18 protein-coding genes and 1 pseudogene are annotated in these 24,098 nt (G+C 51.6%); 17 read left to right on the top strand and 2 right to left on the bottom strand.

The features are described from left to right. The first annotated feature begins 50 nt into the window (after nucleotides 1-50). The 3 genes and pseudogenes from EUZ85_RS02390 to EUZ85_RS02385 all read left to right on the top strand — a co-directional run. Nucleotides 51-2,699 (top strand): RNaseH domain-containing protein, encoded by a 2,649-nt coding sequence (locus EUZ85_RS02390; RefSeq protein ID WP_127974355.1) that lies wholly within the window; start codon nucleotides 51-53, stop codon nucleotides 2,697-2,699. Between the two features lie 104 nt (nucleotides 2,700-2,803). Beyond that, a complete protein-coding gene (locus EUZ85_RS31060) occupies nucleotides 2,804-2,977 on the top strand; it encodes a hypothetical protein (protein ID WP_164887159.1) in 174 nt (57 codons plus the stop codon). After that, nucleotides 2,904-3,092: pseudogene (locus EUZ85_RS02385) on the top strand (hypothetical protein); the annotation flags it as partial. The gene EUZ85_RS31060 and the pseudogene EUZ85_RS02385, both read left to right, overlap by 74 nt. 5 nt (nucleotides 3,093-3,097) lie before the next feature. On the opposite strand, the gene EUZ85_RS02380 reads toward EUZ85_RS02385, so the two are convergent. Further along, complete coding sequence (locus EUZ85_RS02380; protein WP_127974354.1) at nucleotides 3,098-3,304, bottom strand: hypothetical protein; 207 nt, start codon at nucleotides 3,302-3,304, stop codon at nucleotides 3,098-3,100. 260 nt (nucleotides 3,305-3,564) lie between these two features. Between EUZ85_RS02380 and EUZ85_RS02375 the strand changes: the two genes are divergently transcribed. The 7 genes from EUZ85_RS02375 to brxL are packed head-to-tail and all read left to right on the top strand — an operon-like array spanning nucleotide 3,565 to nucleotide 17,012. After that, on the top strand, nucleotides 3,565-4,176 hold the full coding sequence (locus EUZ85_RS02375) for a DUF1819 family protein (protein WP_127974353.1): 612 nt from the start codon (nucleotides 3,565-3,567) through the stop codon (nucleotides 4,174-4,176). A 20-nt stretch (nucleotides 4,177-4,196) separates the two neighbouring features. Further along, nucleotides 4,197-4,787, top strand: a complete 591-nt coding sequence (locus EUZ85_RS02370; protein WP_127974641.1) for a DUF1788 domain-containing protein — start codon at nucleotides 4,197-4,199, stop codon at nucleotides 4,785-4,787. Between the two features lie 14 nt (nucleotides 4,788-4,801). Continuing rightward, nucleotides 4,802-8,350, top strand: coding sequence for a BREX system P-loop protein BrxC (gene brxC / locus EUZ85_RS02365; RefSeq protein ID WP_164887423.1), 3,549 nt, complete (start codon nucleotides 4,802-4,804; stop codon nucleotides 8,348-8,350). Next, nucleotides 8,347-8,853, top strand: a complete 507-nt coding sequence (locus EUZ85_RS02360) for a hypothetical protein (protein WP_206617984.1) — start codon at nucleotides 8,347-8,349, stop codon at nucleotides 8,851-8,853. The genes brxC and EUZ85_RS02360 overlap by 4 nt, the downstream gene beginning before the upstream one ends. A gap of 30 nt (nucleotides 8,854-8,883) precedes the next feature. Beyond that, a complete protein-coding gene (pglX, locus tag EUZ85_RS02355) occupies nucleotides 8,884-12,408 on the top strand; it encodes a BREX-1 system adenine-specific DNA-methyltransferase PglX (RefSeq protein WP_127974351.1) in 3,525 nt (1,174 codons plus the stop codon). A 12-nt stretch (nucleotides 12,409-12,420) separates the two neighbouring features. Further along, the gene (pglZ, locus tag EUZ85_RS02350) at nucleotides 12,421-14,919 is read left to right on the top strand and encodes a BREX-1 system phosphatase PglZ type A (RefSeq protein WP_127974350.1); all 2,499 of its coding nucleotides are present in this window, start codon (nucleotides 12,421-12,423) and stop codon (nucleotides 14,917-14,919) included. Between the two features lie 14 nt (nucleotides 14,920-14,933). After that, the gene (brxL, locus tag EUZ85_RS02345) at nucleotides 14,934-17,012 is read left to right on the top strand and encodes a BREX system Lon protease-like protein BrxL (RefSeq protein WP_127974349.1); all 2,079 of its coding nucleotides are present in this window, start codon (nucleotides 14,934-14,936) and stop codon (nucleotides 17,010-17,012) included. A 495-nt stretch (nucleotides 17,013-17,507) separates the two neighbouring features. On the opposite strand, the gene EUZ85_RS02340 is transcribed toward brxL, so the two are convergent. Next, entirely contained in the window at nucleotides 17,508-18,038 is a 531-nt protein-coding gene (locus tag EUZ85_RS02340; protein ID WP_127974348.1) for a hypothetical protein, read from the bottom strand. Nucleotides 18,039-18,327: 289 nt separating this feature from the next. On the opposite strand from EUZ85_RS02340, the gene EUZ85_RS02335 reads away from it, so the two are divergent. From EUZ85_RS02335 to EUZ85_RS02305, 7 genes are all read left to right on the top strand, one after another. Further along, nucleotides 18,328-18,510, top strand: coding sequence for a hypothetical protein (locus EUZ85_RS02335; RefSeq protein WP_127974347.1), 183 nt, complete (start codon nucleotides 18,328-18,330; stop codon nucleotides 18,508-18,510). 144 nt (nucleotides 18,511-18,654) lie between these two features. Continuing rightward, entirely contained in the window at nucleotides 18,655-19,122 is a 468-nt protein-coding gene (locus tag EUZ85_RS02330; protein WP_127974346.1) for a DUF6484 domain-containing protein, read from the top strand. Between the two features lie 21 nt (nucleotides 19,123-19,143). Further along, nucleotides 19,144-19,605 (top strand): DUF4150 domain-containing protein, encoded by a 462-nt coding sequence (locus EUZ85_RS02325; protein WP_011400721.1) that lies wholly within the window; start codon nucleotides 19,144-19,146, stop codon nucleotides 19,603-19,605. Between the two features lie 36 nt (nucleotides 19,606-19,641). Beyond that, nucleotides 19,642-20,706 carry a DUF2169 domain-containing protein gene (locus tag EUZ85_RS02320; RefSeq protein WP_127974345.1) on the top strand — a complete coding sequence of 355 codons (1,065 nt, stop codon included), beginning with the start codon at nucleotides 19,642-19,644 and terminating at the stop codon, nucleotides 20,704-20,706. Between the two features lie 5 nt (nucleotides 20,707-20,711). Beyond that, complete coding sequence (locus EUZ85_RS02315) at nucleotides 20,712-22,070, top strand: hypothetical protein (RefSeq protein ID WP_127974344.1); 1,359 nt, start codon at nucleotides 20,712-20,714, stop codon at nucleotides 22,068-22,070. A 25-nt stretch (nucleotides 22,071-22,095) separates the two neighbouring features. After that, nucleotides 22,096-22,890: an immunity 49 family protein gene (locus tag EUZ85_RS02310; protein ID WP_127974343.1), complete on the top strand. Its 795-nt coding sequence runs from the start codon at nucleotides 22,096-22,098 to the stop codon at nucleotides 22,888-22,890. A gap of 24 nt (nucleotides 22,891-22,914) precedes the next feature. Next, the gene (locus tag EUZ85_RS02305; protein WP_127974342.1) at nucleotides 22,915-24,096 is read left to right on the top strand and encodes a hypothetical protein; all 1,182 of its coding nucleotides are present in this window, start codon (nucleotides 22,915-22,917) and stop codon (nucleotides 24,094-24,096) included. Nucleotides 24,097-24,098 lie beyond the last annotated feature (2 nt).

The raw sequence follows: 24,098 nt of genomic DNA, 5'->3' as shown, positions 1-24,098 counted from the left end.
AACATAGCGTAGAAATCTTCTGGGTTGTAATTACTTGATAGGATAGGAACATGAGTAAAGCAATTCTGCATCCCTACTTTTATGAGTTTGATCTTCAATCATGTCCTGACACTCGGCTTGTACGATATGCAATGCCCGCGCGAATCTATAATGCAATTAGGCAGGCCCAAGGTCACTCAGACAAATACAACGCTGATCTTGGCGGGCTGGCGGCGGTCTTGGGTTGGGTTGCCCCGGTTGTTGATTTGTGTACCGTTGATTGGCCAGTATATGGTCAGCCTAAAACACTTTGCCTTACGTGTATCGCCCCAGGGAAAGAGCTTTCGGAGATAAGAAAAGAGGTAGAAGCAGCTTTGAGGCTATGGATAAGTTTTATCCTTCCGAGTCAAGCTCCCCAGATCAACAACCTCTTCATGGATGGTAGAGTATCATCTCAAGATGCCTGGACAGAGAGGCCCATTGATGACTTCCTCTATTCAAATTACTTTTGTGCCTACCCAAAAGACCTGCGAGCGTATGATCTACTGACGCTCATCGCAGCTCGTGCCTTGGAAGGCAAAGCAATTAACACTGGAAATCCAGATGAAGGAACACTTGTGTCGTCAGGTCCGCGTGATACCTTGTATTCCGGTAAATCGCTTTTGAGATACGAAGTCACTCCGGTCGACAGTCGGCGCTCATCTGGTTGGTGGACTGAGCTTTTTACCGTGTCCGCAGCCACGACCCCTGAAAGCAAGAATATTAGAGTATCCGTTAATATCAGCACCCGAAATTATGGAAGTCTTACAAAGTACGATTTAAAGAAAGTACGATCTCGCTATCTTGATATCTTTTTGCCTGCAGACGCTAATCTGACATCCAACTCAACAAGGATGCGTTGTATTGAGCTGGAAGTCAGTAGGCGAGATTGGTGGTACGACCAAAAAGACAACGTTGAAGAACTCAGTCAAAGCCGGCGTGTTCTAAAATCTATACTTGAGTTTTCAGGCCTTCAATGTACTGCTGACCGCCTAGGCTTGGAAGCCATTTTCGGGAGCAATTTAGCCATCTTACCCAGACTGGGGTCAGTTCATGGTGATGATCAGTTACCAGCGGGGACGGGTGTGAGCCATCCTGAGCGAGGGAATCATCTGGTTTTCCTTGATGAGCACTTGGCGTCTGCCGGATTTCGTCGAATTGACATGCAAAGGACGGTTCGAGCCAAGCCTAAGACCAAGCTGTCAGTTCTCAATCGAGATGCAAGCGAATTGCGACAGGCAATTATGTTGACCCTGGGGAAGGAAGATCGTGGCGTATCAACACTGGCAATTAGGCATTTTCAATCCAGGCCGGAAGGGCAAAATCTCCTTCATTCGACACTGGAGTCCTTGTTGGGGCATCCAGATGAAATTGTTGATGGCGTTTGGACATACACAGATGGCCTGAATATAGATATCAGGAGTCTAACATCTGGTCCCCTAGCCCAAAGAACTGACAACATCGATAAGACAAAACTTCCCGAGAAGGTTGCCTACCCACTATTGATGAAAGCGAAAGAAAGTCTACTACAAACAAAATGGGACGAAGCCACCATTAAGATGGTTAAGCATGCCGGCAGCGCCAAACCTACCTCTCATTCTCCTTGGGCTGCTTTTGTCGAAATGAACTCGGCTCTATTGGATGAGCCCGAGCGAGACCCCTATCTACTAGCATATGCTGCTTTGGCTCGAGAAGGCGCTGTGGCGCAAACCCGCCTGTTTGACCCAGCCGTTGATAGCAAGATTGATTTCACTGACCCTGATGATAAGCAAAATATTGCGGAACGCTGTGCTTATGAAAACTCTGTATTAGATCTTCTGCGCGCACTTGGCGTTTCTCCCGTCAAGGATGACGCAATTCGGCTCGCTGCTTGGTATGTCATCAATCGCAATGCTGGCGTGAGCGCCAACCAAGCTGGTAGAAAGAGTGGAATACTAACGCCTCTATACATTCAGTCTCAGAGTGGGAAGCTGTCTGTTGCCCTGATGAACGAGCAGGAACAGATAAGTTGGTGCACATACCCGGAAGCCCTGATGAGGATCACGCAGGGAAAAGTCGCCAATCTGCAATTCAATAAAGGTAACGAGCGAACTATCAAGATTGAGCGGTTTTATGCAGAAGCCACTCCTAGAGATCAATTTCCGACCATACTGTTTGCTGAAGCCACCAACATACGGAGATTTGTTAAGAGCTTTGGGAATAACGAAAAACTCAGAACCGATCGCCTAGAACTGGGCAGTATTGGTGATGCTGAACCGCAACGCGTCTTGACGCCAAACGACAACATATCTGTTGTGCGTATTACTGACGAGCCGGTGAAATCACCCTGTTATTGGGTGGAGCATAACAAACAAGGTATTACATCTGGCGTCTTTCACGAGCAAAGAACTGAAAGGACTTTCTGGTTGACCCGTGGCTTGCCCAAACCGTTACAAATGAGCAGTGCAGTGAGGAGTAGTAATCAGAAATCTCGCCATGAAACTGGAGCACACCAATTTAAGCATAGACGGTTTCCCTCACTGAACGAAATTGTCGTGATGATGAAGTCTGAACAATTTGATGCTTTAGATTTGGTTTCGCTTGCGCGTCAAGCTATGCGTGCCCATATAGCGACAGACGATATGACAATACTGCCTTTTCCTTTACATGAGGCTTACTTGCTCTCAAAAGCGGCTGAATAGGAAAGCTCTAAGCTGAACATTAGGTCCGCACCCTGACAGCCGATGAGCGATGACGGCTTTGGCAAGCCTGTTCGAATCCTATCGCAGAGACACTGCATGAGTGGATGCGGGCACAGCGGCTGAAAGTCCCAGATGGAACGGCCATCGCCAACGACTTCGACTACAGTCTCAAACGCTTGGCCGCCCATACGCACTACCTGAACGACGGCGCGACCCCGAAGGTGGAAAGCAATGCTGGAGGCGATCGTGGTGAAGCGGACGTTTGGATGGTTGTCTAAATGCCGTGCGCTACTGATTCGTTATGACAAAAAGGACAGAGATTATCTGGGATTGCTGCAATTGACATGTGGCCTGTGGTGGTTTCGGAGGATCTGGCGGCCTCAGGGGCTATGAGACAGTTAATTACGCGCAGAGCCTAGCGCAAAACTTTCACTGGGAAGTGGTTCAACTCCGCTTGAATTTACAGAAGTCTTTTTTAGAGTTTCCTTTCCCATGCGCAGCTCTTTGTTTTCTTTGCGAAGCCGTTTTAACTCGGCGCGCTCGTCTTCAGCCAGAACCTGGTTTTCAAGCTGAGCTTCAATCTTTTCCTTCCACTTGTAGAGCATATTGGGCCTAATCCGAAGGATTTAGCGTGTTCTAGAGCAGAATAAACTGGATCGAGCATCAACGAAACCGCCTATTTTTTGAACTCTTTTGTATACTGTTTATATGACCTTTTCTGATTCCTGCTGGCGCCTTAATTGTTGAAGGATATTTCCTTATTAATGTCCGGAACGATTAGATCACTACAGGATACAGGGAATGAACGGGGGGAGAGCCGCCGGTGGGCGCAGCCGAACATTATAAGATGGGATCCTGACCAAGAATGAACAACGATAAGTACAGCATGTCATTTACAACAGGCAGTCTATTTCACTGCGAATCGGTGAAGCTGGCCGCGCTGCATCTCGATCTTGACGATTGGAGCTCTGTTCGAGACAAGGTCATCGCAGAGAATCTACTGCAAACCAGAACACTCAATACGCTCAAACGAGTCTGCTGCGAAGTTATTTCTCGACTTAGGATGCTGAGTCCAGGTGAGCTTGAATTCCTTGTTGAGAGCAGTCACCAAGAGCAAGCCTATCTCCTGTGGCTCGCCGTTTGCCGTCGGTACCGATTAATCGCTGATTTTGCCGTCGAAGTGCTTCGAGAGCGCTACATAACACTGAAAAGTGATCTGACCCACGAGGATTTTGATTCCTTCTTCAACCGAAAATCCGAGTGGCATTGGGAACTGGATGAGATCACTCCGACGACAAGAGGCAAATTGCGGCAGGTCCTGTTCAAGATGCTTCGCGAGGCCGATCTTTTAACAGCCTGCAACATGATCCACGCGGCTATGCTCAGCTCTAGACTTCTGGAACTGTTCAATCAAGGCAGCCGCAGGGATGTTTTGTACTTCCCTGTATTTGAATCAGAGCTGAAGTGGGTGGCGTAGTGGCAGCAGATATAGCCAGGATGACAATGCAGGACAGATTTCAGCATCTCTTCGCTGTGATCTCAGGCCAGCGTTTCCTCTACAAGCAAGGTCTAGGTAACGAGGTCCCATTTTTCATATGTCCCTTCAAGTCGGAAGAGGCTATTGATATGGAGCGGCTCCAGCGTCAGCTGGTCAATCGCCTTGAGCAGGCTGGTGTTCGGATTCTGGAGATCAATCTATATGATCTGTCGATAGAAATCCTCAAAGAGCGTGACATCTGGAACCAGATTGTCGAGATGGAGGATTCTGTCTCCAAAGAGCAGCTCAAAGAGTTGTTGCAAGGCGTGTTGGACCCGGAAACACACCTTGTTCCGGCCATTGCAGCCAAGATGGCAAGCACGGATTTCGAAGTACTTTTTCTGTCTGGCGTTGGCGAAGTGTTCCCCTACATCCGGTCGCACAACGTTTTGAACAATTTGCAGAGCACAGCGAAAGAAAAGCCGACTGTCCTGTTTTTTCCTGGAGCCTACACCCACTCCCTGGAGTCTGGAGCATCGCTCGATCTCTTCGGAAGGCTACATGACGACAAGTACTATCGGGCATTCAACATCTTCCACTGCGAAGCATAAACGAGGGAAGCGTGATGACTCTTAAGGCCATTTTTAACAAGCCAGTTGACCGCCCAATTGAAGGGGTCATCAAAGCTGACGATGAAGCTAGCCTTCGCCTCGAGATTGAAGAATACGTTCTGACCAACGAAGTCGAGAAGCGGCTTGAGTCCTTTCTAGACGCTTACAACAATTATGAAGGCGCTAATGGAGTTTGGATTTCCGGCTTCTTTGGGTCCGGTAAATCCCACCTGTTGAAGATGCTGGCGCTCTTGCTCGAGAACCGGCAGATCGACGGAGTTTCCACACTTGACCTATTCCTGCCCAAGTGTGGCGAGAATGAAATCTTACGCGGCGATCTCAAGAGAGCTGTTTCGATCCCATCGAAAAGCATTCTGTTCAACATCGACCAGAAATCGGATGTCATCAGCAAGACCCAGATGGACGCGCTCCTAGCCGTTTTCGTCAAGGTTTTCGACGAGATGTGTGGCTACTACGGCAAGCAGGGCCACATCGCCCAGTTCGAACGCGACCTTGACAGCCGTGACCTCTATGAGAGATTCAAATCAACCTATGAATCCACAGCGGGAAGAACTTGGCAAAAGGGTCGTGAGCAGGCTCTGCTCGAAGCGAAAAACATTGCCAAAGCCTATGCCTTGGTAACCGGGAGTGATGAAACGCTGGCCATGGGAATACTTGATAAATACCGCAGCCAATATCGTGTCTCCATCGAGGATTTTGCCGAGCAGGTACATGCGTATATCGATCGGCAATCACCTGATTTCCGCCTGAACTTCTTTGTCGATGAGGTCGGTCAGTACATCGCTGAAAGCGTCAAGCTGATGACCAATCTCCAAACTATCGCCGAGAGTATGGCCACCAAATGCCGAGGCCGCGCATGGGTCATCGTGACCGCCCAGGAGGACATGGGGACGGTTGTTGGCGAGATGGGCAAACAGCAAGGTAACGACTTCTCGAAAATCCAGTCGCGGTTCGCCAATCGCATGAAGCTGACCAGCGCCGACGTGGCGGAGGTTATTCAGAAGCGTCTGCTCATGAAAACCGAAGATGGCGTGCGCATTCTGTCGGACATCTATCACGCACAATCCAACAATTTTAAGACCTTGTTCGACTTTGCAGACGGCTCGCAAACCTACCGGAATTATCAGGATCGTGATCACTTCATTCACAGCTATCCGTTCATTCCGTATCAGTTCGCGCTATTCCAGTCAGCCATTCAGAACCTGTCGCATCATAACGCCTTTGAGGGCAAGCACAGCTCGGTAGGTGAACGCTCCATGCTCGGAGTATTCCAGCAGGTAGCAATCCGGATTGCGGATCATGAAGTCGGTCAGCTGGCGACCTTTGACCTGATGTTTGAGGGCATTCGCACTGTGTTGAAATCCAGTATCCAGCGAGCCATTATCCAGGCAGAAAACCATCTTGACGGTCCCTTCGCGATCCAGCTATTGAAAACGCTTTTCCTGGTCAAGTATGTCAAGGAGTTCAAGCCCACCGTTCGCAACCTGTGTGTCCTCATGCTGGACGGCTTCAAGCAAGGACTACCCGCGCTTAAAAAAAGAGTCGAAGAAGCCCTTAGTCTCCTGGAACAACAGACCTACGTGCAGCGCAATGGCGAGCTCTACGAATACCTGACCGACGAGGAAAAAGACGTCGAGCAGGATATCAAGAACACAGAGGTGGAATCATCGGATGTTGCCGCCGAGCTTGAGAAGATCATTTTTGACCACGTTATCAAGCATCGGAAGATCCGCTACGACGAGATTGGCCAGGATTACCCGTTCTCCAGAAAGCTCGATGATCGGCTATACGGGCGGGAATACGAGCTGGCCATTCATGTTATCAGTCCGTTCCATGAAAACGCCGAAAACGAGTCCATTCTGCGGATGCAGAACATGGGCCGGGACGAACTGCTGGTCTTGGTGCCGGCGGATGAACGGCTCGTTCGCGATATTCTCATGTACAAGTGGACGGAGAAATACATCCGTCAGAACATCTCGATCACTCTGCAAGAGGCGGTGAAACGCATTCTGACCGACAAAGGCTTCCAGAACCGGGAACGTTATGCCAACCTGCAGCAGCGCGTTCAAGACCTGATGGGCAAGGCTAAGTTGTTCGTGGCAGGTTCTGACATTGGGACCGATTCAGAGGATGCGCAGACTCGGGTAGTGGGTGGGTTCCACGAACTCATCTCCCGCGCCTATCCGAACCTCCGCATGCTGCGCGGCATCACCTACACCGAGAACGACATCGCCAAATGCCTCAAGCACTCGCAGCAAGGGTTGTTCAGCAACGACACCATTTCTCTGGCGGAGTCTGAGCAGGAGCTTCTGGCGCTCATCCAGAGCAACAACCGATGTGGCGTGCGTACCACGCTAAAAAATCTGCTGGAGAAATTCGAACGCAAGCCCTACGGCTGGTACTATGCAGCCGTGCTCTGCACACTGGCCAACCTATGTGCTCGCGGCAAGGTCGAGGTTCGCGCCGACGGCAACCTGCTCGAAGAGGACGAGCTGGAACGGGTGTTGCGCAACACCCACATACACGGCAATGTAGTGCTGGAGCCTCAGGTCGAATTCACTGCATCGCAGGTCCGCGCCCTCAAGGTTTTCTTTGAGGACTTCTTCGATGCCCCGCCCCACGCTAGTGAGGCAAAAGCGCTCGGCAAGGAAACAGGCGCCGCGCTCCAGGAACTCATGCATCAGCTCAAACCGCTGGCGACCCAGGCATCCCAGTACACGTTCCTGAATGCGCTGAAACCGGTGCTTGAGAAACTCGAGGAGCTGACCGGCAAGCCCTATACTTGGTATCTGGCCGAACTCATCCGCCAGGAAGACGCGCTGCTCGATATGAAGGAATGCGTCATCGATCCTGTCCGCAAATTCATGAGCGGCCCGCAGAAAGGCATCTTCGATAACGCCCACAAGTTCGTTCAAACCCAGGAGCCCAACTTCGCCTACATCGAAGGCGAAGAAGCCGCCCAGATGGTTGCCAGCTTGATCGATCCAGAATGTTTCAAGGGCAACCGCATGCAGCAGGTGAAGACGCAAGTTGAAACCCTGCAGGAGAAGGTCACCGCCCAGACTGAGGCCGAGATTGCCTGGGCGAAGGAAACCGTCGCCACTCTAAAAGGCCGCCTCTGTGGCATGCCGGAATTCAGCACACTGAACGGCGATCAGCAAGAGCAGATCACCCGTCAGTTCAACAAACTCAACACAACCATTGAGCGCCAGAAGCTGATTGCCGTTATTCGCGACACCCTGCGCCGATTTGAGGAAAGCGACTATCAGCGCCTACTTTCGCAGATGACATCTTGGGCGCAACCGGCGTCAACACCCGAGCTTGCGCCGGAACCTGGCGAAACCGCCACGCAGGGTGAAGGTGCGAAACCCGCGCTACCCGCCAAACCGGAACCGCGCATCGAGTATGTGCCCAGCCGTTCGGTGAAGGTCTCTTTCTATAAGGCTTGGCTGGCCGACGAGACCGATGTGGAATGCTATCTGAAATCCATGCGCGAGGCGCTGCTAGGTGAAATCCGCAAAGGAAAAAGGATTCAAATATGATCGCGCGTCTTGAATTGAGAATCCTCTCGGTCTTCACCGGCCTGACACTGGCGTTCTTGCCCAGAAACTTGGGTGAAGACGACCACGTGCGCTTCCATAGTCTGCACCGTGATACGGACACTTCCGAGATCAAAGTAGTCTCCATTGAGGATTGCCTGAAAACCACGCCGAGCTCGATTTACGACGTTCTTGGCGCGGCGACCGAAGACGAGACAATTTCGCGGCAAGTCAGCTTCAAGTGGTTGAGGAAATACCTGCAATACAAGTTCCGGGCTTCCTACTTCTACCGGCATGCTGAGCAGAAGGTAGATAAGCTGGTTCACTACGTCTGCCTGACCACCTTTAACACCAGCTTGAACTGTCAGACGCAGAAATTCCTGAAACAGAAGCCTTGGTGGGTAGATCACCACGCTTTTGGATTTAGATCTTGGCCACAAGCTTTCATGTCGCCAACTTCGAAAAATGGGATAAAAACTTTCCGAAGTGGCTGGTCACCCGTCTGACCACTGCTGCAGCGGGAGGAGTCTAAGTAGATGGAAACGGCAAAACTGAAAAAATTTGCCCAGTTCGCCAGGTGCAATCTACTGAAGCAGGTCTCAGCCAAGTTGAAACTGGTGCTCGCTGAAAACAGCGCAGCCCGCCGGGAAAGCACTGAGGCTATCAATAAGCTTGAAGAGGCGATCAGGGGCCACGGCAAGGAACAGGTCATCGAGCGGGTGGCCTACATCTGGTTCAACCGCTTCTGCGCCCTGCGCTTCATGGACGTGAACCGCTACACCCGTATTGGCGTGGTGTCGCCCTCCGAGGGACAGTTTCAGCCCGAGATTCTGGCTGAAGCCAAGTTGGGCCACATCGACGAGGAGTTGGCGCACGACAAGATTCGACAGCAGATCTTCGCCCTGCTCGACGGTAAAGCGCCCAGCCGCGACCCCCAGGGCGAGGCTTACCGATTGCTGGTGGTGGTCGCCTGCAATTTCTGGAACAAGGCTATGCCGTTTCTGTTCCAGCGTATCGACGACTATACCGAACTGTTGATGCCTGACGACCTACTCTCGGGTAATTCCATCCTCGCCTATACCCGTGAGGCGATGACGCCGGATGACTGCGAGGATGTCGAGGTGATCGGCTGGCTCTACCAGTTCTACATCTCCGAGAAGAAGGACGAGGTGTTCAATGGCCTGAAGAAGAATAAGAAGATCACGCCTGAGAACATCCCCGCCGCCACCCAGCTATTCACCCCGCACTGGATTGTTCGCTACCTGGTGGAAAACTCCCTCGGTCGCCTGTGGCTGCTCAATCGTCCCGGCTCGAAGCTGGTCGAACAGATGGACTACTACATCAAGCCAGCGCCTGCGACGGATGGTAAAGAGCAGGTCGAAACGGACTTTCTGCGCATCGCCAAGCCGGAAGAGATCAAGATTTGTGACTCGGCCTGCGGTTCGGGCCATATGCTCACTTATGCCTTCGACTTGCTCTACGCCATCTACGAAGAAGAAGGCTACGATCCCGCAGAGATTCCCGAAAAAATTCTAACAAAAAATATATATGGCATAGAGATTGACGAACGCGCCGGGGAACTGGCGGCCTTTGCGCTGACCATGAAAGCCCGCGCAAAGCAGCGCCGGTTCTTCAATAAGGGTGTTAAGCCGAACATCTGCGTGCTGGAAAAGATCGACTTTGGCGAGGATGAGCTGAATAACTACATGGATTTTGTCGGGCGAGATCTGTTCTCTGCGCCATTGCAAACCACACTGCGCCAGTTTGCAGAGGCCAACAACTTCGGCTCTTTGATCCGTCCAGATGTCACCGATGTGGACGGTATGCTCAAGATACTTGAGTCAATGAATGCTTCCGAGCAGCTGTTTATCAGTATTACCCATCAGAAGGTTCTGCAAGTCCTGCGGCAGGCTGATTACCTGAGTCCAAAATACCATGTCGTGATCGCAAATCCGCCGTATATGGGAAAGAAGAACATGAATGACAGGTTACAGGCTTTGATGAGAGAGCATTACCCCCACAGTTGCGCTGACTTCTTTGCAACTTTTATCGAAAGATCATTTCTCCTACAAGCATCCAAAGGCTTTACTGCTATGGTTACTATGGATAGTTGGATGTTCGGAGATGATTACACTGAATTCAGAGCACAAGAATTGTCTCTTCATGACATTAGTACCCTGGCTCATTTAGGCCCGCATGCCTTTGAAGAAATTAAGGGTGAAGTTGTGCAAGTTGCCGCGTTTGTCTTTGGAGATCATAAGCAACGTCAGTCACTTGGTTCGTATTTTGATTTAACTCTATTGCAAACACCTAAAAGCAAAAGAGAGGCACTCAAAGCAGGTACGAACAAGTATGTTGTTTCGATGAGCCTGTTCGCTGAGCTTCCGCGTAATGTTTTTGCGTACTTCATTTCTCCCCACACACGAGAAGCTTTTGAGAAAGGCATTCCTTTAAAGGAAGTAGCAGAAGCATTTACTGGGCTTCAAACAGGTGATAACGAACGATTTATCCGAAGGTGGTCAGAAGTTTCTCAGCGAGACGTCTGTTTCGAGAAAAATGAACTTAGTGGAGATAAATATCAAAACAACAAGTGGTTTCCATATGTAAAAGGCAGTGAATATCGTAAGTGGTATGGAAATCATGAGTTCATTTTGAATTGGGAGTTTGATGGTGCTGAAATTAAATCATTAAAGGGTGCGCGTCCGCAGAATCAACAATACTATTTTCGTAGCGGGCTGGCTTACAACAATATATCAAACAGGCTTTCTACGCGGCTTGTCAGTGCTGGTCATATATTCGATCAAAAAAATTCGATGTTTTTCTCAGAACATGAACAAGGTATTAAATTTGCGATGTGCTTCCTGCATTCTAAGGTTGTAGCACCATTGCTGAGGGTTGTTGCCCCGAAGGATTTTGGTCCAGGCAGCATGAAGCTACTACCAATAACTCCAAACTATAAAGAGTTGTATTCGGTCAATGCGGTTGCTGATTCGGCCGTCAAGTTGGCAAAACAGGACTGGAACTCAAACGAGTCATCTTGGGATTTCAATAGCCTGCCGCTGCTGAGTCCTGACTACCACCAGCAAAGCCTGAGGGTCACTTACCAGAGGCTCCGCGCTCACTGGCAAGATATGACACTGGAGATGCAGCGGCTGGAGGAAGAGAACAACCGTATCTTCATAGATGCATATGGCCTGAAGGATGAACTAACACCCGATGTGCCGCTCAACGAGATAACTCTGACCTGCAACCCATACTACCGCTACGGAAACGACAAGAGTGAGGACGAGCTGGAGGCGTTGTTGCTGGCCGACACCATGCGCGAACTGGTCTCCTACGCAGTGGGCTGCATGTTCGGCCGTTACGCGCTAGACAAGCCGGGGCTGATCCTGGCCAATCAGGGTGAGACTATCGAGGACTATCTGAAGTGGGTTCCGGAGCCGAGCTTCCCGGCAGATGACGACAACGTCATCCCCATGCTTGACGGCGACTGGTTCACCGATGACATCGTCGAGCGATTCCGCAAGTTCCTGAGCGTTGCCTTTGGCAAGGAACATTACGAAGCCAACCTCCAGTTCGTCGAGCAGGCGCTGAACATCAAGGGCAAGCGCAATTACAGCATTCGCGACTACTTCCTTGGCGAATTCTACTCTGATCATGTGAAGCGCTACAAGAAGCGCCCCATCTACTGGCTGTTCACAAGCCCTCAAGGCAGCTTCAATGCACTGATCTATATGCACCGCTACCGCCCCGATATGGTAAGCGTGGTGCTCAATGACTACTTGCGCGAGTTCCGCACAAAACTCAACTCGTACAAAAACCAATTGGAGGCGATCAGCATCAGTGCCAGCAGCAGCCAGAGCGAAAAGACCAACGCCCTGAAGGAGATCGAGAAGATTACCAAGATGATCACCGAGATGGAGGAGTACGAGCACGAGGTGCTATACCCACTGGCCACCGAGCAGGTGGAGATTGATCTCGACGATGGCGTCAAAGTCAACTACCCCAAACTCGGCGCGGCCTTGAAGAAGATCGTCGGCTTGGAAGCGAAAGAGGATTAAGGAGCACGATTGATGGAAAACCGCATTGTCCAGGCCCTGACCAAACTCTTCGACCGGCACCGGATCGTCTTCTGGTACGACACCAAGCAGGAGTTGCGCGACGACTTCGCAGCGCTTCAGCTTCCCGACATAGAGAAGCTGGAGCTGATCAACAACGAGTACGGAGTCAAATACAAGATCCTACGCGAGCAACCGGAACAGAAATACTTGCTCTACCACGAAGGCCCTCAGCCCGCCGATCTGGATAACTGGCTGCTGGATGTACAACTAGCCCACGGTGAGTTCCGTACCGATCAGGTGGCCATCTGGTTGTCTGAGCTGGAACTCGGCCTTGAGTTCACGGATGTGGTGCAGGCCCATGCGGAGTTTTTTCAGGCGATCAAACGCAAGGACTCCCTAAAGAAACTACTGAAGGTGGACGACACCGCTGGACAGATTCGTCGGAAGATGTTGGCGGTGTGCACCGGCAGCGAACCGCGCATGGATGCGGTGGTGGAAGACCTGCTGCAGGAGCTGGCCGACGGACGGGACGAAAAGATCAAGCTGGTTGGTCGGTGCAGCCTGGACAATTTCCTCTGGGAACAGATGGCCCGCTGCTATGGCTACAAGTCCGACAAGCCGGGTATCCGCGACTTTGCTATCGAGCTGTTCAAGTCCTGCTACGCCATGGGCACCGACGGGCAGGTGAAACTGACCGGCGATGCCCTGGTGTTTCTAAAGCAATGGAAGGACAGCCGCCAGTTCGAAGGCGGTTTCGAGACCCTCTCAGGAGAGTGCGCGGAGGTGCTCGGTATTGAACAGGATCTAGTCAAGCGGGACTTCCGCGAGTTGATCGAGTTGGATTATTTCCGCTTGATCGACCAGAAGATCATCAGTGATCTGGTGCGGGCGGTGTCCGCACGCACGGCCTCTAGCGGTGACGTGTCGACCTGGGTTCGACAGCGGCGACAGGGCCACTGGTATCGCGAATACCGGCATCTGTACGAAGCGGTCGATTACGCCGCCCAGTTCGTTTACGCCCTAGGCGAGGCCAAGCTCACCATGGATAGTCTGGCTGAAGCTGTACAGCGCTACAGTCGCTTTTGGTATCAGTTCGATCAGCTCTATCGCAAGTTCACCTACCATGTTCGCATGTCGGGACAGGCATCGCTGATGGGAGGTCTGACCGAGCAGATCGAAAACCTCTACTCTAACAACTACCTGTTGAAACTTGGCGACCGCTTCCAGGCCTTTGTGGACTCGGCATCGAAGTGGGAAGCCTTCCCTGTGCGCAAGCAGAAGGAGTTCTTCGAGCGCTGGGTCCGGCCGTTCCTGTATAAGGACAACAAGGTCTGCGTAATCATCTCCGATGCGATGCGTTATGAAATCGGCGATGAGCTGCTGAGCCTCATTCGCCAGGAAGACCGATACAGCGCCGAACTGGAGCCGGCTCTATCTATGCTGCCCAGCTACACACAGCTCGGCATGGCGGCGCTCCTGCCCAACAAGGAGCTGGCAATAGCCGACAACGAAACCGGCGCTGTGCTGGTGGATGACCAAAGTTCCCAAGGTACGGCCAACCGCATCAAAATCCTCGGTCAGGCAATCAGTCAACGGGCTACGGCCTGCAAAGCAGATGAACTGATGGCCATGAAGGGCGACGACTGCCGGGCGCTGGTGCGCAATCACGACGTGATCTACGTCTACCACAATCGGATTGATGCCACCGGTGACAAGCGGGAATCCGAGGAGCGTATTTTCGAGGCGGTGGAAGAAACCCTGCAGGAGCTGATTCGCCTGATCAAGAAGTTGACCGGGGCTAACGCTAACAACTTGCTGGTGACCTCGGATCATGGCTTCATCTATCAAAACCGCGCTCTCGACGAGAGCGACTTTTCCGGGGTTGATGCTGAGGGCGACCAGATTCTGTTCCGGGACCGTCGCTTCGTGCTAGGCAAAGGGCTTGCCGAAGCATCCAGCCTGCACAAGTTTACCCCCGAACAGCTTGGCCTTGCCGGTGAGGTGGAAGTACTGATCCCCAAATCGATCAATCGCTTGCGCCTGAAGGGGGCCGGTAGCCGCTTTGTGCATGGCGGCGCATCGTTGCAGGAGGTGGTTATCCCGGTGCTCAAGATCAACAAGAAACGCCAGAGTGATGTCTCCGCCGTCGAGGTGGACATCTTGCGTGGAGCCAGTTCGGTGATCACCTCAGGGCAACTGGCGGTGACCCTGTACCAAGCCCGGTCGGTGACGGACAAGATCCAGCCACGCGTGCTGCGTGCTGGTATCTACACCGAGGCGGGCGACTTGATCTCCGACAGCCACGACCTGACCTTTGATCTGGGCTCTGACAATCCCCGGGACAGGGAGCTGCAGGTGCGCTTTGTGTTAACCCGTAAGGCTAATGAGGTCAATGGCCAGGAGGTCATTCTGCGGTTGGAGGAAAGACATGCCGGGACTTCACATTACAAGGAATACAAGTCTCTCCGGTACTTGATGCGGCGCTCATTCACCAGCGACTTCGACTTTTAAAGGACGGGTGACTGATGAACGAATTTGACCAGAAAATTAACACACACTTCCCAGGACTCGTTGTCCGCAAAGATCTCGTCAAGATGGTCAAGGGCAACGCCATCGTTCCATCCTACGTGCTGGAATACTTGCTGGGTCAGTATTGCGCCACCAGCGATGAGCCGACCATCCAGACCGGAATCGAGACGGTCAAGGAGATCCTTGCCAAGCATTACGTGCACCGGAATGAGGCCGGGTTAATCCGTTCGAACATCAAAGAAAAGGGGCGCTATAAGGTTATCGACAAAATCAGCGTTGACCTGAACGACAAGAAGGATGTCTACGAAGCGCAGTTCTCCAACCTGGGCATCAAAGAGGTTCTTGTTGATTCTGGAACGGTGAAAAAGCACCCCAAGCTTTTGGTCGGCGGTGTGTGGTGCATTGCTGATCTGGAATATGAGTTTACCGAAGACAAAAGCGCCAGCCCATGGATATTGTCGACCCTCAAGCCGATCCAGCTCTCTCATTTCGATTTCGACAGCTACGTTGAGGCCCGCAAACAATTCACCACCGAAGAGTGGATCGACTTACTAGTGCAAAGCATCGGCTTTAACCCGGAGATGTTCGGCAAACGCAGCAAACTGACCCAATTGATTCGTCTGATTCCGTTTTGCGAGCGCAACTACAATTTGATCGAGCTCGGCCCTAAGGGAACGGGTAAATCGCACATTTATTCGGAGTTCTCTCCACACGGCATCCTTATTTCTGGTGGGGAGGTTTCGGTTCCCAAGCTATTTGTGAACAACTCTTCTGGAAAGATTGGCCTGGTCGGCTATTGGGATTGCGTCGCCTTCGACGAATTTGCCGGAAAGCAAAAACGCGTGGATAAAGCCCTGGTCGACATCATGAAAAACTACATGGCCAACAAGTCTTTCTCACGAGGTGTCGAGACGCTGGGCGCGGAGGCCTCCATGGTATTCGTGGGAAACACCCAACACACAGTGCCCTACATGCTCAAACACTCTGACCTGTTTTGTGAGCTACCCAACAAATTCTATGACTCCGCGTTTTTGGACCGCATCCATTTTTACATCCCTGGCTGGGAGGTCGACATCATCCGAGGCGAGATGTTCTCCAGTGGATACGGTTTCGTGGTGGACTACCTGGCTGAGATCCTTCGCTCGCTACGTAATCACGACTACTCGGACCGCTACAAGGAGCACTTCTCCCTCTCCTCCGATATCTCGACGCGGGATCGCGATGGCATCAACAAGACTTTCTCCGGTTTGATGAAGATACTTTTTCCACATGGTGGGGCGACCAATACAGAGGTTGAGGAACTGCTACGGTTCGCAATTGAAGGTCGCAAGCGTGTCAAAGACCAACTGATGCGTATCGACTCCACCTACGGAAACGTCCGCTTTAGCTATCAAGACACGAATGGACGGGCCAGGTCTGTCGCCACGCTCGAAGAGGAGGAATACTCTGGCTACTACCACAAGAGCATTACTGATGGTGGATATAGGGAAATCTTTGAAGCTGCGCCATTGGACTCGCCCCAAGGTCCATCCGCACTGTCGGCTCTGACTGAGCCTGTTCTCAAAGAAAAACACCTCATATTCCAAGAGAACCAGAAGGGCATTTCCTTCGATACGCTACTCGGTCCTTTTCTCAAGGGCGCGACTGCGATCACCGTCACTGATCCGTACATCCGCCAGTTTTACCAGATGCGCAACTTCATGGAGTTTCTTGAGACCGTGGTCAAGCAAAAGGCTCCTGATGAGGAAGTATTCATTCATCTGGTGACGACGGAAGACGATTTCAAAGGCGAACAGCAGAAGGAAAACTTCGAGAAGATGAAGGCGTCTGCCAGCAGTGTGGGTGTGAACTTTACCTGGGAATTCGACGGTACCGGCACGATCCACGCCCGCCACATCGTGACCGACCACGGCTGGAAGATCTCCCTGGACTGTGGTCTCGACATCTTCCAGCACTACGAGATGAGCGATGCCTTTACCTTCGCCAATCGACTACAGCAATACCGCCCGTGCAAGGCTTTCGAGGTGACGTTTATTAAACATAAGCCGAATGGTACTGAGGGGGGAATAACTTGATGTACTTTCAGCTCATGTTTACCCGTTGCTAGCATGGCTTGAGAAGTAAGGGCGCCGCGCTAAGTGGCACCCTTCAGGCTACGCTCTAATTCGTTTTATAGCACGTGCTAATGAAAGTGCTAGAATTGACGCAGGAAATAGCCCCAAGAAAACTATCCTTACATCATTTTCAATCCAGTATAGTGCTGAAGAAAATATTAATAGGACTGTTATTATTACCATTACTACTGACGATAACGAGAGTAAACTCTCCTGCCTCATTGGGAGCTCAGTCTGATGCGTATTTTGGTATGTTTTATTCGATTTAATTTCATCCATAAAGATATAATTATCTCCGCCAGAGCGGGACGCAAACCCTGACTGTTGTATTATAGAAAGGAATCCACTAATATCTACGGTGCGTGTATAGATGTGGGCTATCCCATTCCTTGTAATTGTCTTGGACTGGGAACCATTTCTACTACAAAGTAGAGGGCTGGCTTCAGTCCTCTACGCTTACCTTCTTTTGGCCAAGCCTTTTATTACATCCGATAATCTCTCGGCAGCCTCTTCAGTAAGTGTTAATGGTATCCCCGTCAGCTTTATACACTGGTTCTCATCAACTGGAAACTCAAGGCTCATGGTTTTTACGGGGAGGTATTCCTCTGCAGTGAAGCTTTCCTTCTGCGCCACTAGTAATTCCTTTTCATCGGATTGGGTAGAGATAGGGCAATTGTCTAATGAGATAGAAGCGGGTTTGCTCTCCATATATGCCAGAAAGGCTTTTATCGAACTTCTAAAACGGCTTAAATAGACGCTTTTAGCTTTGTCGTTAACATTCTCACACTGGAGTTCTATAAACCTTTTGCAGACATCTTCTATATCTAACTGTCTTAAATCATTTAAAACATCAGCAGGTTGACTGCTTAAAATTCGCTTTACTGCGTGTTGTTTTCCTCGAGCGGTATGCGGACTGATTAGGCCGTTAGATACAGCATAATCTAAGTAGTGAATAAACGCTTCGTAAGAATATCCGTATGCTAGCATTATTGAAGTCCGTTTTTCTCAAAATAGAACTATTACCAGAGGCGATATAATTCAACCTTCTTTGCTGAGTATAGTCAAGCATCAATAGAATATTTTAGCAGCGTTAAACGTTCAAATTCTCAAGGCGAAGAATAATTGAGCTCAAGTTAGAATGTTATCGTTCTACTATTCTGAGAAATACCTGAAAAACTTGTCTATAACCATATTTATAACTGGTATTGTGACTTGATAAAATTATCCGTTACTTGGCGGCGTTGTTATGGAAAAGCTGCGCAGGAATTTGTTAGAGGTGATCGGAATCCTTCGCGTATCTGAGCACATTACACCCTTCGGCGCCGACTGGCTGGTGGATGTGGTCTCTGAAGTCGAAGGAGAGTCTCTGCCAATGGTTGTTCAAGAAACGTCTGACATCTATGAGTTTGAGAGTATTGAGCTAGCGCCTGCGTTGTCGAAGAAGCCTGTCTTGGCGTAACTGCACCTTGCTGCAGGCAAAGACCTGATCATCCAAACGGACTATTCTGGCAAGGCATATTGCTGATTGCGCCAATCTAATAACTGCTTAAAATGCAAGCTATCCGAGTTTTGTGGATTGTCCCTGATTTAAGGAATAACGCTAGTGGAATCCCCTTTAAAGAATCCCTTCTTCAGTGGCGATGCTGCGCCTGTGGTGGGCCATTTGGTTCAGCTGGCTGATGGCCGCGCGGTCGTTGATTACCCCGGTAATACGTCAGGTCCGGTCGCTGCAAAAACGATAATTACTTTACCTCCGACGATAGCGGTGGCTGGTCAGAAGTTGCTAATTCTTTTTGAGGAAAATGATTACTCCCGGCCAATCGTCGTTGGCGTTGTGAACGAAAGACTCGTCTCCGATGAAGAGTATTCCTTTTCTTCCGACCGTCCCGGTCATGCCGTAGTGGATGGGAAGAAAGTCCGTTTTGACGCCCAGGAAGAGATCTATCTTGTGTGCGGGCAGAGCAGCATCTTATTGCGTGCGGACGGAAAAGTGGTGATTAAAGGAAAAAATATCCTGAGTCGCGCTTCCGGCGCTAACAAGATCAAAGGCTCAAGCATTCTTTGTAACTAATCCTCATCTAGGGAACTCATCATGGGCGTTACTGTTGGCGTTAATAATCGGTCTGTTGTGCATAAGGGCAGTGGTGGAATGACGCCGTGCTTTCCCGATGTGTGCAAAACGCCGACCGGCGCAGGACCGATTCCTATTCCATATCCAAATGTGGCGAAGTCAACGGATAGCGCCAAGTGCGCCAAGACCGTTAAGTGCGACGGCAATCCAGTGTGTGTGAAAGACTCGAATTTTTCCCAAAGCGTGGGCGACAATCCTGGCACCGCCGGCGGCGGGATTATTTCAGGAACACTGACGTCCAAAGCCGAATTTGTCAGTTACAGCCCCAACGTGAAGGTGGAAGGTAAGAATGTGCCTCGCGCTTTTGACTTGATGCTGCATAACAGCAAGAACACACCGCCTTTTCCGGTCATTCAAAAGATGATCATCGCACTGCCGATCAAAACGGATATCGATTGCATTATTTGCGGTAAACCACTGTAAGGCCTGGGTTGGCGCATCATCAGGAAGCAGACGTAAATGGCGCAGCCAAACATCGTAAATCACACCCCATTTGTCGTAGAGCCCTTGTTTTTCTACGATGAGCGGAATGTCCCCATTGTCACTGTCGCAGTCAAAGCGAGCTGTGAGATTGTCGGAACGAATCACTTACGCTTCAGCGAGCAACAGGCTCCTCTGTGTTTAGCGGGTGAGTACTGGGGCGACCCCGAAACGGCGAGCTATAAGTATGAGCCCGAAGCCGTCCCCTTGAAGCTGACCACGGATGTGGTGTTGGTCGGTCATGCCGTCCCTGAGAAAGAAGGCGACTCTGCGGTAAAAGTCGGCGTTAAAGTCGGCCCTGTCAGTAAGATCGTGCAGGTTTACGGTAATCGTCATTGGGATAAGGTGGGGGACACATTTCAACCCACGCCGCCTCAGCCAATTGAACGCATTCCCTTAAACTATGAGCACGCCTTCGGTGGGCGCGATCCACGTGTTCCCGAGGGGGAGCCGCAGTATATGAGCACCTCTAACCCGGTCGGAAAAGGCTATATGGCGCCCGGCCAAGACTGTCTGGTGGGAATGCCACTGCCTAATCTGGAAGACCCCAGACACCTGATTCAATCCTGGCGCGATCAGCCTTCGCCAGCGGGGTTTGGTTTCATTAGCCCGCATTGGCTTCCGCGTACGCCATTGGCGGGAACCTACGACGAAGAATGGCAGAGAACCAGGGCGCCGCTTTATCCATTGGACTTTGATCGCCGCTTCTTCAACGCGGGCTCACCGGGGCTAGTGACAGCGGAATACTTGAGTGGCGGCGAAGACGTCGTCGTGATCAACGCATCGGAGCGGGGCGCTTTACGGTTTGCGTTGCCGGGACTGGCGGCTCCTCGCTGCAAGTTGTCCTTCCATGACGCCAATCATGTGGAAATGGAATGCCGGCTCGACACCCTGATTATTAATACGGACGAGCACCAGGTGTATTTGATCTGGCGCGCTTACGCTGTTGTCCCCGAGGGGCATCAGCATGTCGCTGGAGTGAGCCTATGGTTGCCGAGGGTTGACGTCCTGGCCGGTCAACGGCTCTCAAAAGGGGAAGTCTGATAACTATGAGTCTGACGAAAGCTGATTTTCATCGAGAGTTGTTCCTGGAGCATCTGGAAGAGGCGTCCTTTCTGTACTCGTCTCGTCTGGCCTGGAGAGATGACCGGGAGTTGTCTTGGGTTGACACCTTTGACTTGGAAAGCCGGCTGGATGCGCATATAGAAGCGCTAATCGATGGCGAAGAGGAAGCGAAGACGCTCTGTCTGAGTCGCATTAAAGAAGCCGATGTAGGCGAGCTATATGCGTTAACCAGCTACCTATGCAAACTCCAGGATGGAGCGGCATTGACGGGATTATGGCGCACCTTGATCGATATCCTGGATTATCCTCCGGAAGAGGAGGAAGACGAAGCGGACCAGGATGCTATCGACAAGATTGTATCCGTTTCGGAAGCGCTGAGAGTTTATTACCCGTTGGCATGGCGTCAACGCGCCGCCGCCTTGCTGGAGTCTGAGCACCAAAAGTTATTCCCCATCGTGGCGCCCGCCATCGCACAAGCGGGTGGCATCTCGCGTCAGGGAGCGGAGAACTTGCTGTCGACGTCCGGTCCGGAGCTATTGCCTCGCGCAATCCGAATTGTCGCCGATAACGGCGATGCGGGACATGCAGCGCTGTTACAACCCTATCTACAGCACGAGAACAACGAGGTTGCAGAGGCGGCGGGAATTGCGTTACTGCGATTAGGGCAGCGGCAGGTAGTGACTTCCGTTAATGGCAGAACCGCTGAGTTAGCTATCCCTATTGCATTGGCTGGAGTGAGGAAACAGGCGGCGCAGTTACAGCAACTCGTTCGTGACGGCCAGGTCTCATCCACTACCTTGGTCGCATTAGGACTGGCGGGTGATTTAACCTCCGTAAACCTCTTGTTACGGGAGCTGGGCGATAAACCCTTTGCGCCAGATGCGGCGCTGGCATTGGAGTTGATGCTGGGGGCGGCCCTTTATCAGGAAACGTTTGTGCCTGAACAGTTCGCGAAAGAAGACTTATTTGAACACGAGCTTGAGGCTTTTCAAGAAGGTAAGTCGCCACAACACCCAGAGGGACGGGAGTTCGGCGTCACTGTCGATCAGCTATGTCAGGAACCGGCTCAGTGGCGCGAATGGCTGGTACAGAATGAAAGCCGGTTTGATCCGTCTTTGCGATATCGAGGGGGACAGCCATATAGTGCGCAAGCCGTTTGGAGCGGGCTCTGCCATCGCCGAACGCCCCCTCAGGTGCGACAGTGGTTGATGGATGAACTTGGCATTCAGTTTGGCTTGCGTCATAAGCTCAATATCAATGACCCCGTGTTACGGCAATCGAAACAGCTACGCGATCTATCCGGGTGGGTGAGAGAGCAATCAGTCGCCGCCTCTTGGGCGTGAATATATAACTAACAGGAAACCTGCAATGTCATCGAATTACCTTCCCATCGCGATAAAAAATACGGGAATGTCGCTGGAAGATATCGTTCCACATCTCCCCAAGGAAGAGCCCAAGCTGCAGTACTATACATACACCTGTACGCTATTTCGTCGCTTGGCGGCGGGAGAGCTGCTGATTACCGATAACCCCAAGCCCTTTTACAAGCAACTCTGCCATAGCGCAAACGCCTTTATCTACTTCCTGGAGAGGGCTCCGGAAGAGGAGCAAGCGGTTTCCTTAGCCTTGCCCTTTTTCGATGCGATCGCTTGTGGATATGAAGAAGGCGCCCGACGCATTGCGGAATTGAGTACGAACAAGCTCAATCCACGGAAGGAGTACGAGGAAGAGTTTCTCTACACTCGCATATTGATGGAGCACTTCTACCTGCAAACTGATCCGAAAAAGATTGAAGAGAGGCTGGAGGAGTTTTCTGGTTATAGCGACGATAACTACGACCCTCATTATGCGCTATGTCAGGCGTTGCTGGATAAAGATCAGGACGCTTTCGACGAGGCATTGAAGGAGTGCATTCAAAAGCGGCTGGACGATATAGAGAAGATTGACGCCGACAGCATGGACCCCCATGTGTCCGCCGAGGCTGCGACAACGGCCCATGTCTCCACCGAAGTGCTGGCGTGGCTCATCCTGGCTGAGCGGCAGGGACTGACGACTTCGGAAGAAGTGAGCCTGGCGCCATCCACAGCCAGACTCCTTCGCTTGGCGGAGTTGCCTCAAAAAGAGGAATGGAAAGTGGTCGCCCGTTACCGGTCGCTGACCTGATAAAGCGGTACTGAGAAGGTGTCAATGAGTCAGAATCACGATCAGCTTGCTCCACTCTGGGTCACGGGCTTGGGGATGATGTCCTGCGTGGGGTACGGCGTAAAGAACAGTTGCGCCTCCGTGCGCTGCGGAATCTCCAGGTTTGGTTCCGTACCAGGTTTTTCAACCTACGATTCCGATGAGATGAGCGCGCCTATTCCGGGGGCGCCGGCGCATACCCTAACGCAGGGATATGTCCAAAACGCGGCATGGTTGAGGTTGGCGCGCATCGCGATGAAAGACTTGATCGCCTATGCAAAGCTGCCAACCCGGGACCATGCATTTTGGCGGCAAACGGCGCTTATCTGGATTCTGCCCGAAATAACTTACGAGCGATTTAATTGGCCCGAGGATCAGGTAGACAACCTCTTGCGGGAATACTGCCTGAAGCCGCTCTGCGAAAGCCTGGACTTGCCTCTGTCTACGCCCGCGCAAGGGTTTGTTCGTATTGGCCATGCCGGGGCGGCGCATGCAATGAGGATTATTCAGCGTTCTCTGGAAACCAGCCCTTATGAACGCGCCATTCTGTTGGGCGTTGACTCTTACCTGGACTATCTGTGTGTGACGCAGCTGGATGAAGAGGCGCGTTTGCTGACGGCAGAAAATGCGGCCGGCATGATCCCAGGAGAAGCGGCAGCCTGTGTGTTGGTCGAAACCAGTCGAAGCGTTCAAACGCGCGCAAGTTCGCCTGAATCAAAAATCATTGGCGCGTCATTTAAACCGTTCCCGAATAAGTTTGAGCCTGAAGGCGAGAATGGGGAGGGAACGGAAGGAGAAGTGACGACGCCAGCCGTCTGGCGTATGACCAAAGCCGGCGAAATGGGAATGTTGTTGGCGGAGGCGGTCACGGAAGCCATCGCTTCCGCTGGCGTCTCATCCTTCCATGGCGATGTCGTTATCGACGTTAACGGGGAAAACTGGCGCTCTATGGCTTGGGGAACGGCAAAGTCGCGGCTGGCGGGTCCTTCCGGCATAAATTGGGAGGCCAGTAATGAGATTGTCCCTATGAGCAGTTGGGGGGATATTGGCGCAGCAGCTGGAGTGGCGGGGCTTTGCATCGCTTCAAGAAGCTTTGCGCGTCAGTATGCGTGTGGTCCTTATACGTTGATATGCTCGATCTCTGAAAACGGGGATGTGGGCGCCATGGTGGTGAGTAAGAGCCGTTGACT

It is taken from the genome of Hahella sp. KA22 (assembly GCF_004135205.1).
In the GTDB taxonomy this organism is placed as follows: domain Bacteria; phylum Pseudomonadota; class Gammaproteobacteria; order Pseudomonadales; family Oleiphilaceae; genus Hahella.
This window is presented reverse-complemented; position numbering and strand designations above follow the sequence as displayed.

What these genes read in the sequence shown, in the direction of transcription:
- EUZ85_RS02390 (WP_127974355.1), top strand. Translation starts at nt 51, where the DNA reads ATGAGTAAAGCAATTCTGCATCCCTACTTTTATGAGTTTGATCTTCAA.
- EUZ85_RS31060 (WP_164887159.1), top strand. Translation starts at nt 2,804, where the DNA reads ATGCGGGCACAGCGGCTGAAAGTCCCAGATGGAACGGCCATCGCCAAC.
- EUZ85_RS02380 (WP_127974354.1), bottom strand. Translation starts at nt 3,304, where the DNA reads ATGCTCTACAAGTGGAAGGAAAAGATTGAAGCTCAGCTTGAAAACCAG.
- EUZ85_RS02375 (WP_127974353.1), top strand. Translation starts at nt 3,565, where the DNA reads ATGAACAACGATAAGTACAGCATGTCATTTACAACAGGCAGTCTATTT.
- EUZ85_RS02370 (WP_127974641.1), top strand. Translation starts at nt 4,197, where the DNA reads ATGACAATGCAGGACAGATTTCAGCATCTCTTCGCTGTGATCTCAGGC.
- brxC (WP_164887423.1), top strand. Translation starts at nt 4,802, where the DNA reads ATGACTCTTAAGGCCATTTTTAACAAGCCAGTTGACCGCCCAATTGAA.
- EUZ85_RS02360 (WP_206617984.1), top strand. Translation starts at nt 8,347, where the DNA reads ATGATCGCGCGTCTTGAATTGAGAATCCTCTCGGTCTTCACCGGCCTG.
- pglX (WP_127974351.1), top strand. Translation starts at nt 8,884, where the DNA reads ATGGAAACGGCAAAACTGAAAAAATTTGCCCAGTTCGCCAGGTGCAAT.
- pglZ (WP_127974350.1), top strand. Translation starts at nt 12,421, where the DNA reads ATGGAAAACCGCATTGTCCAGGCCCTGACCAAACTCTTCGACCGGCAC.
- brxL (WP_127974349.1), top strand. Translation starts at nt 14,934, where the DNA reads ATGAACGAATTTGACCAGAAAATTAACACACACTTCCCAGGACTCGTT.
- EUZ85_RS02340 (WP_127974348.1), bottom strand. Translation starts at nt 18,038, where the DNA reads ATGCTAGCATACGGATATTCTTACGAAGCGTTTATTCACTACTTAGAT.
- EUZ85_RS02325 (WP_011400721.1), top strand. Translation starts at nt 19,144, where the DNA reads ATGGGCGTTACTGTTGGCGTTAATAATCGGTCTGTTGTGCATAAGGGC.
- EUZ85_RS02320 (WP_127974345.1), top strand. Translation starts at nt 19,642, where the DNA reads ATGGCGCAGCCAAACATCGTAAATCACACCCCATTTGTCGTAGAGCCC.
- EUZ85_RS02315 (WP_127974344.1), top strand. Translation starts at nt 20,712, where the DNA reads ATGAGTCTGACGAAAGCTGATTTTCATCGAGAGTTGTTCCTGGAGCAT.
- EUZ85_RS02310 (WP_127974343.1), top strand. Translation starts at nt 22,096, where the DNA reads ATGTCATCGAATTACCTTCCCATCGCGATAAAAAATACGGGAATGTCG.
- EUZ85_RS02305 (WP_127974342.1), top strand. Translation starts at nt 22,915, where the DNA reads ATGAGTCAGAATCACGATCAGCTTGCTCCACTCTGGGTCACGGGCTTG.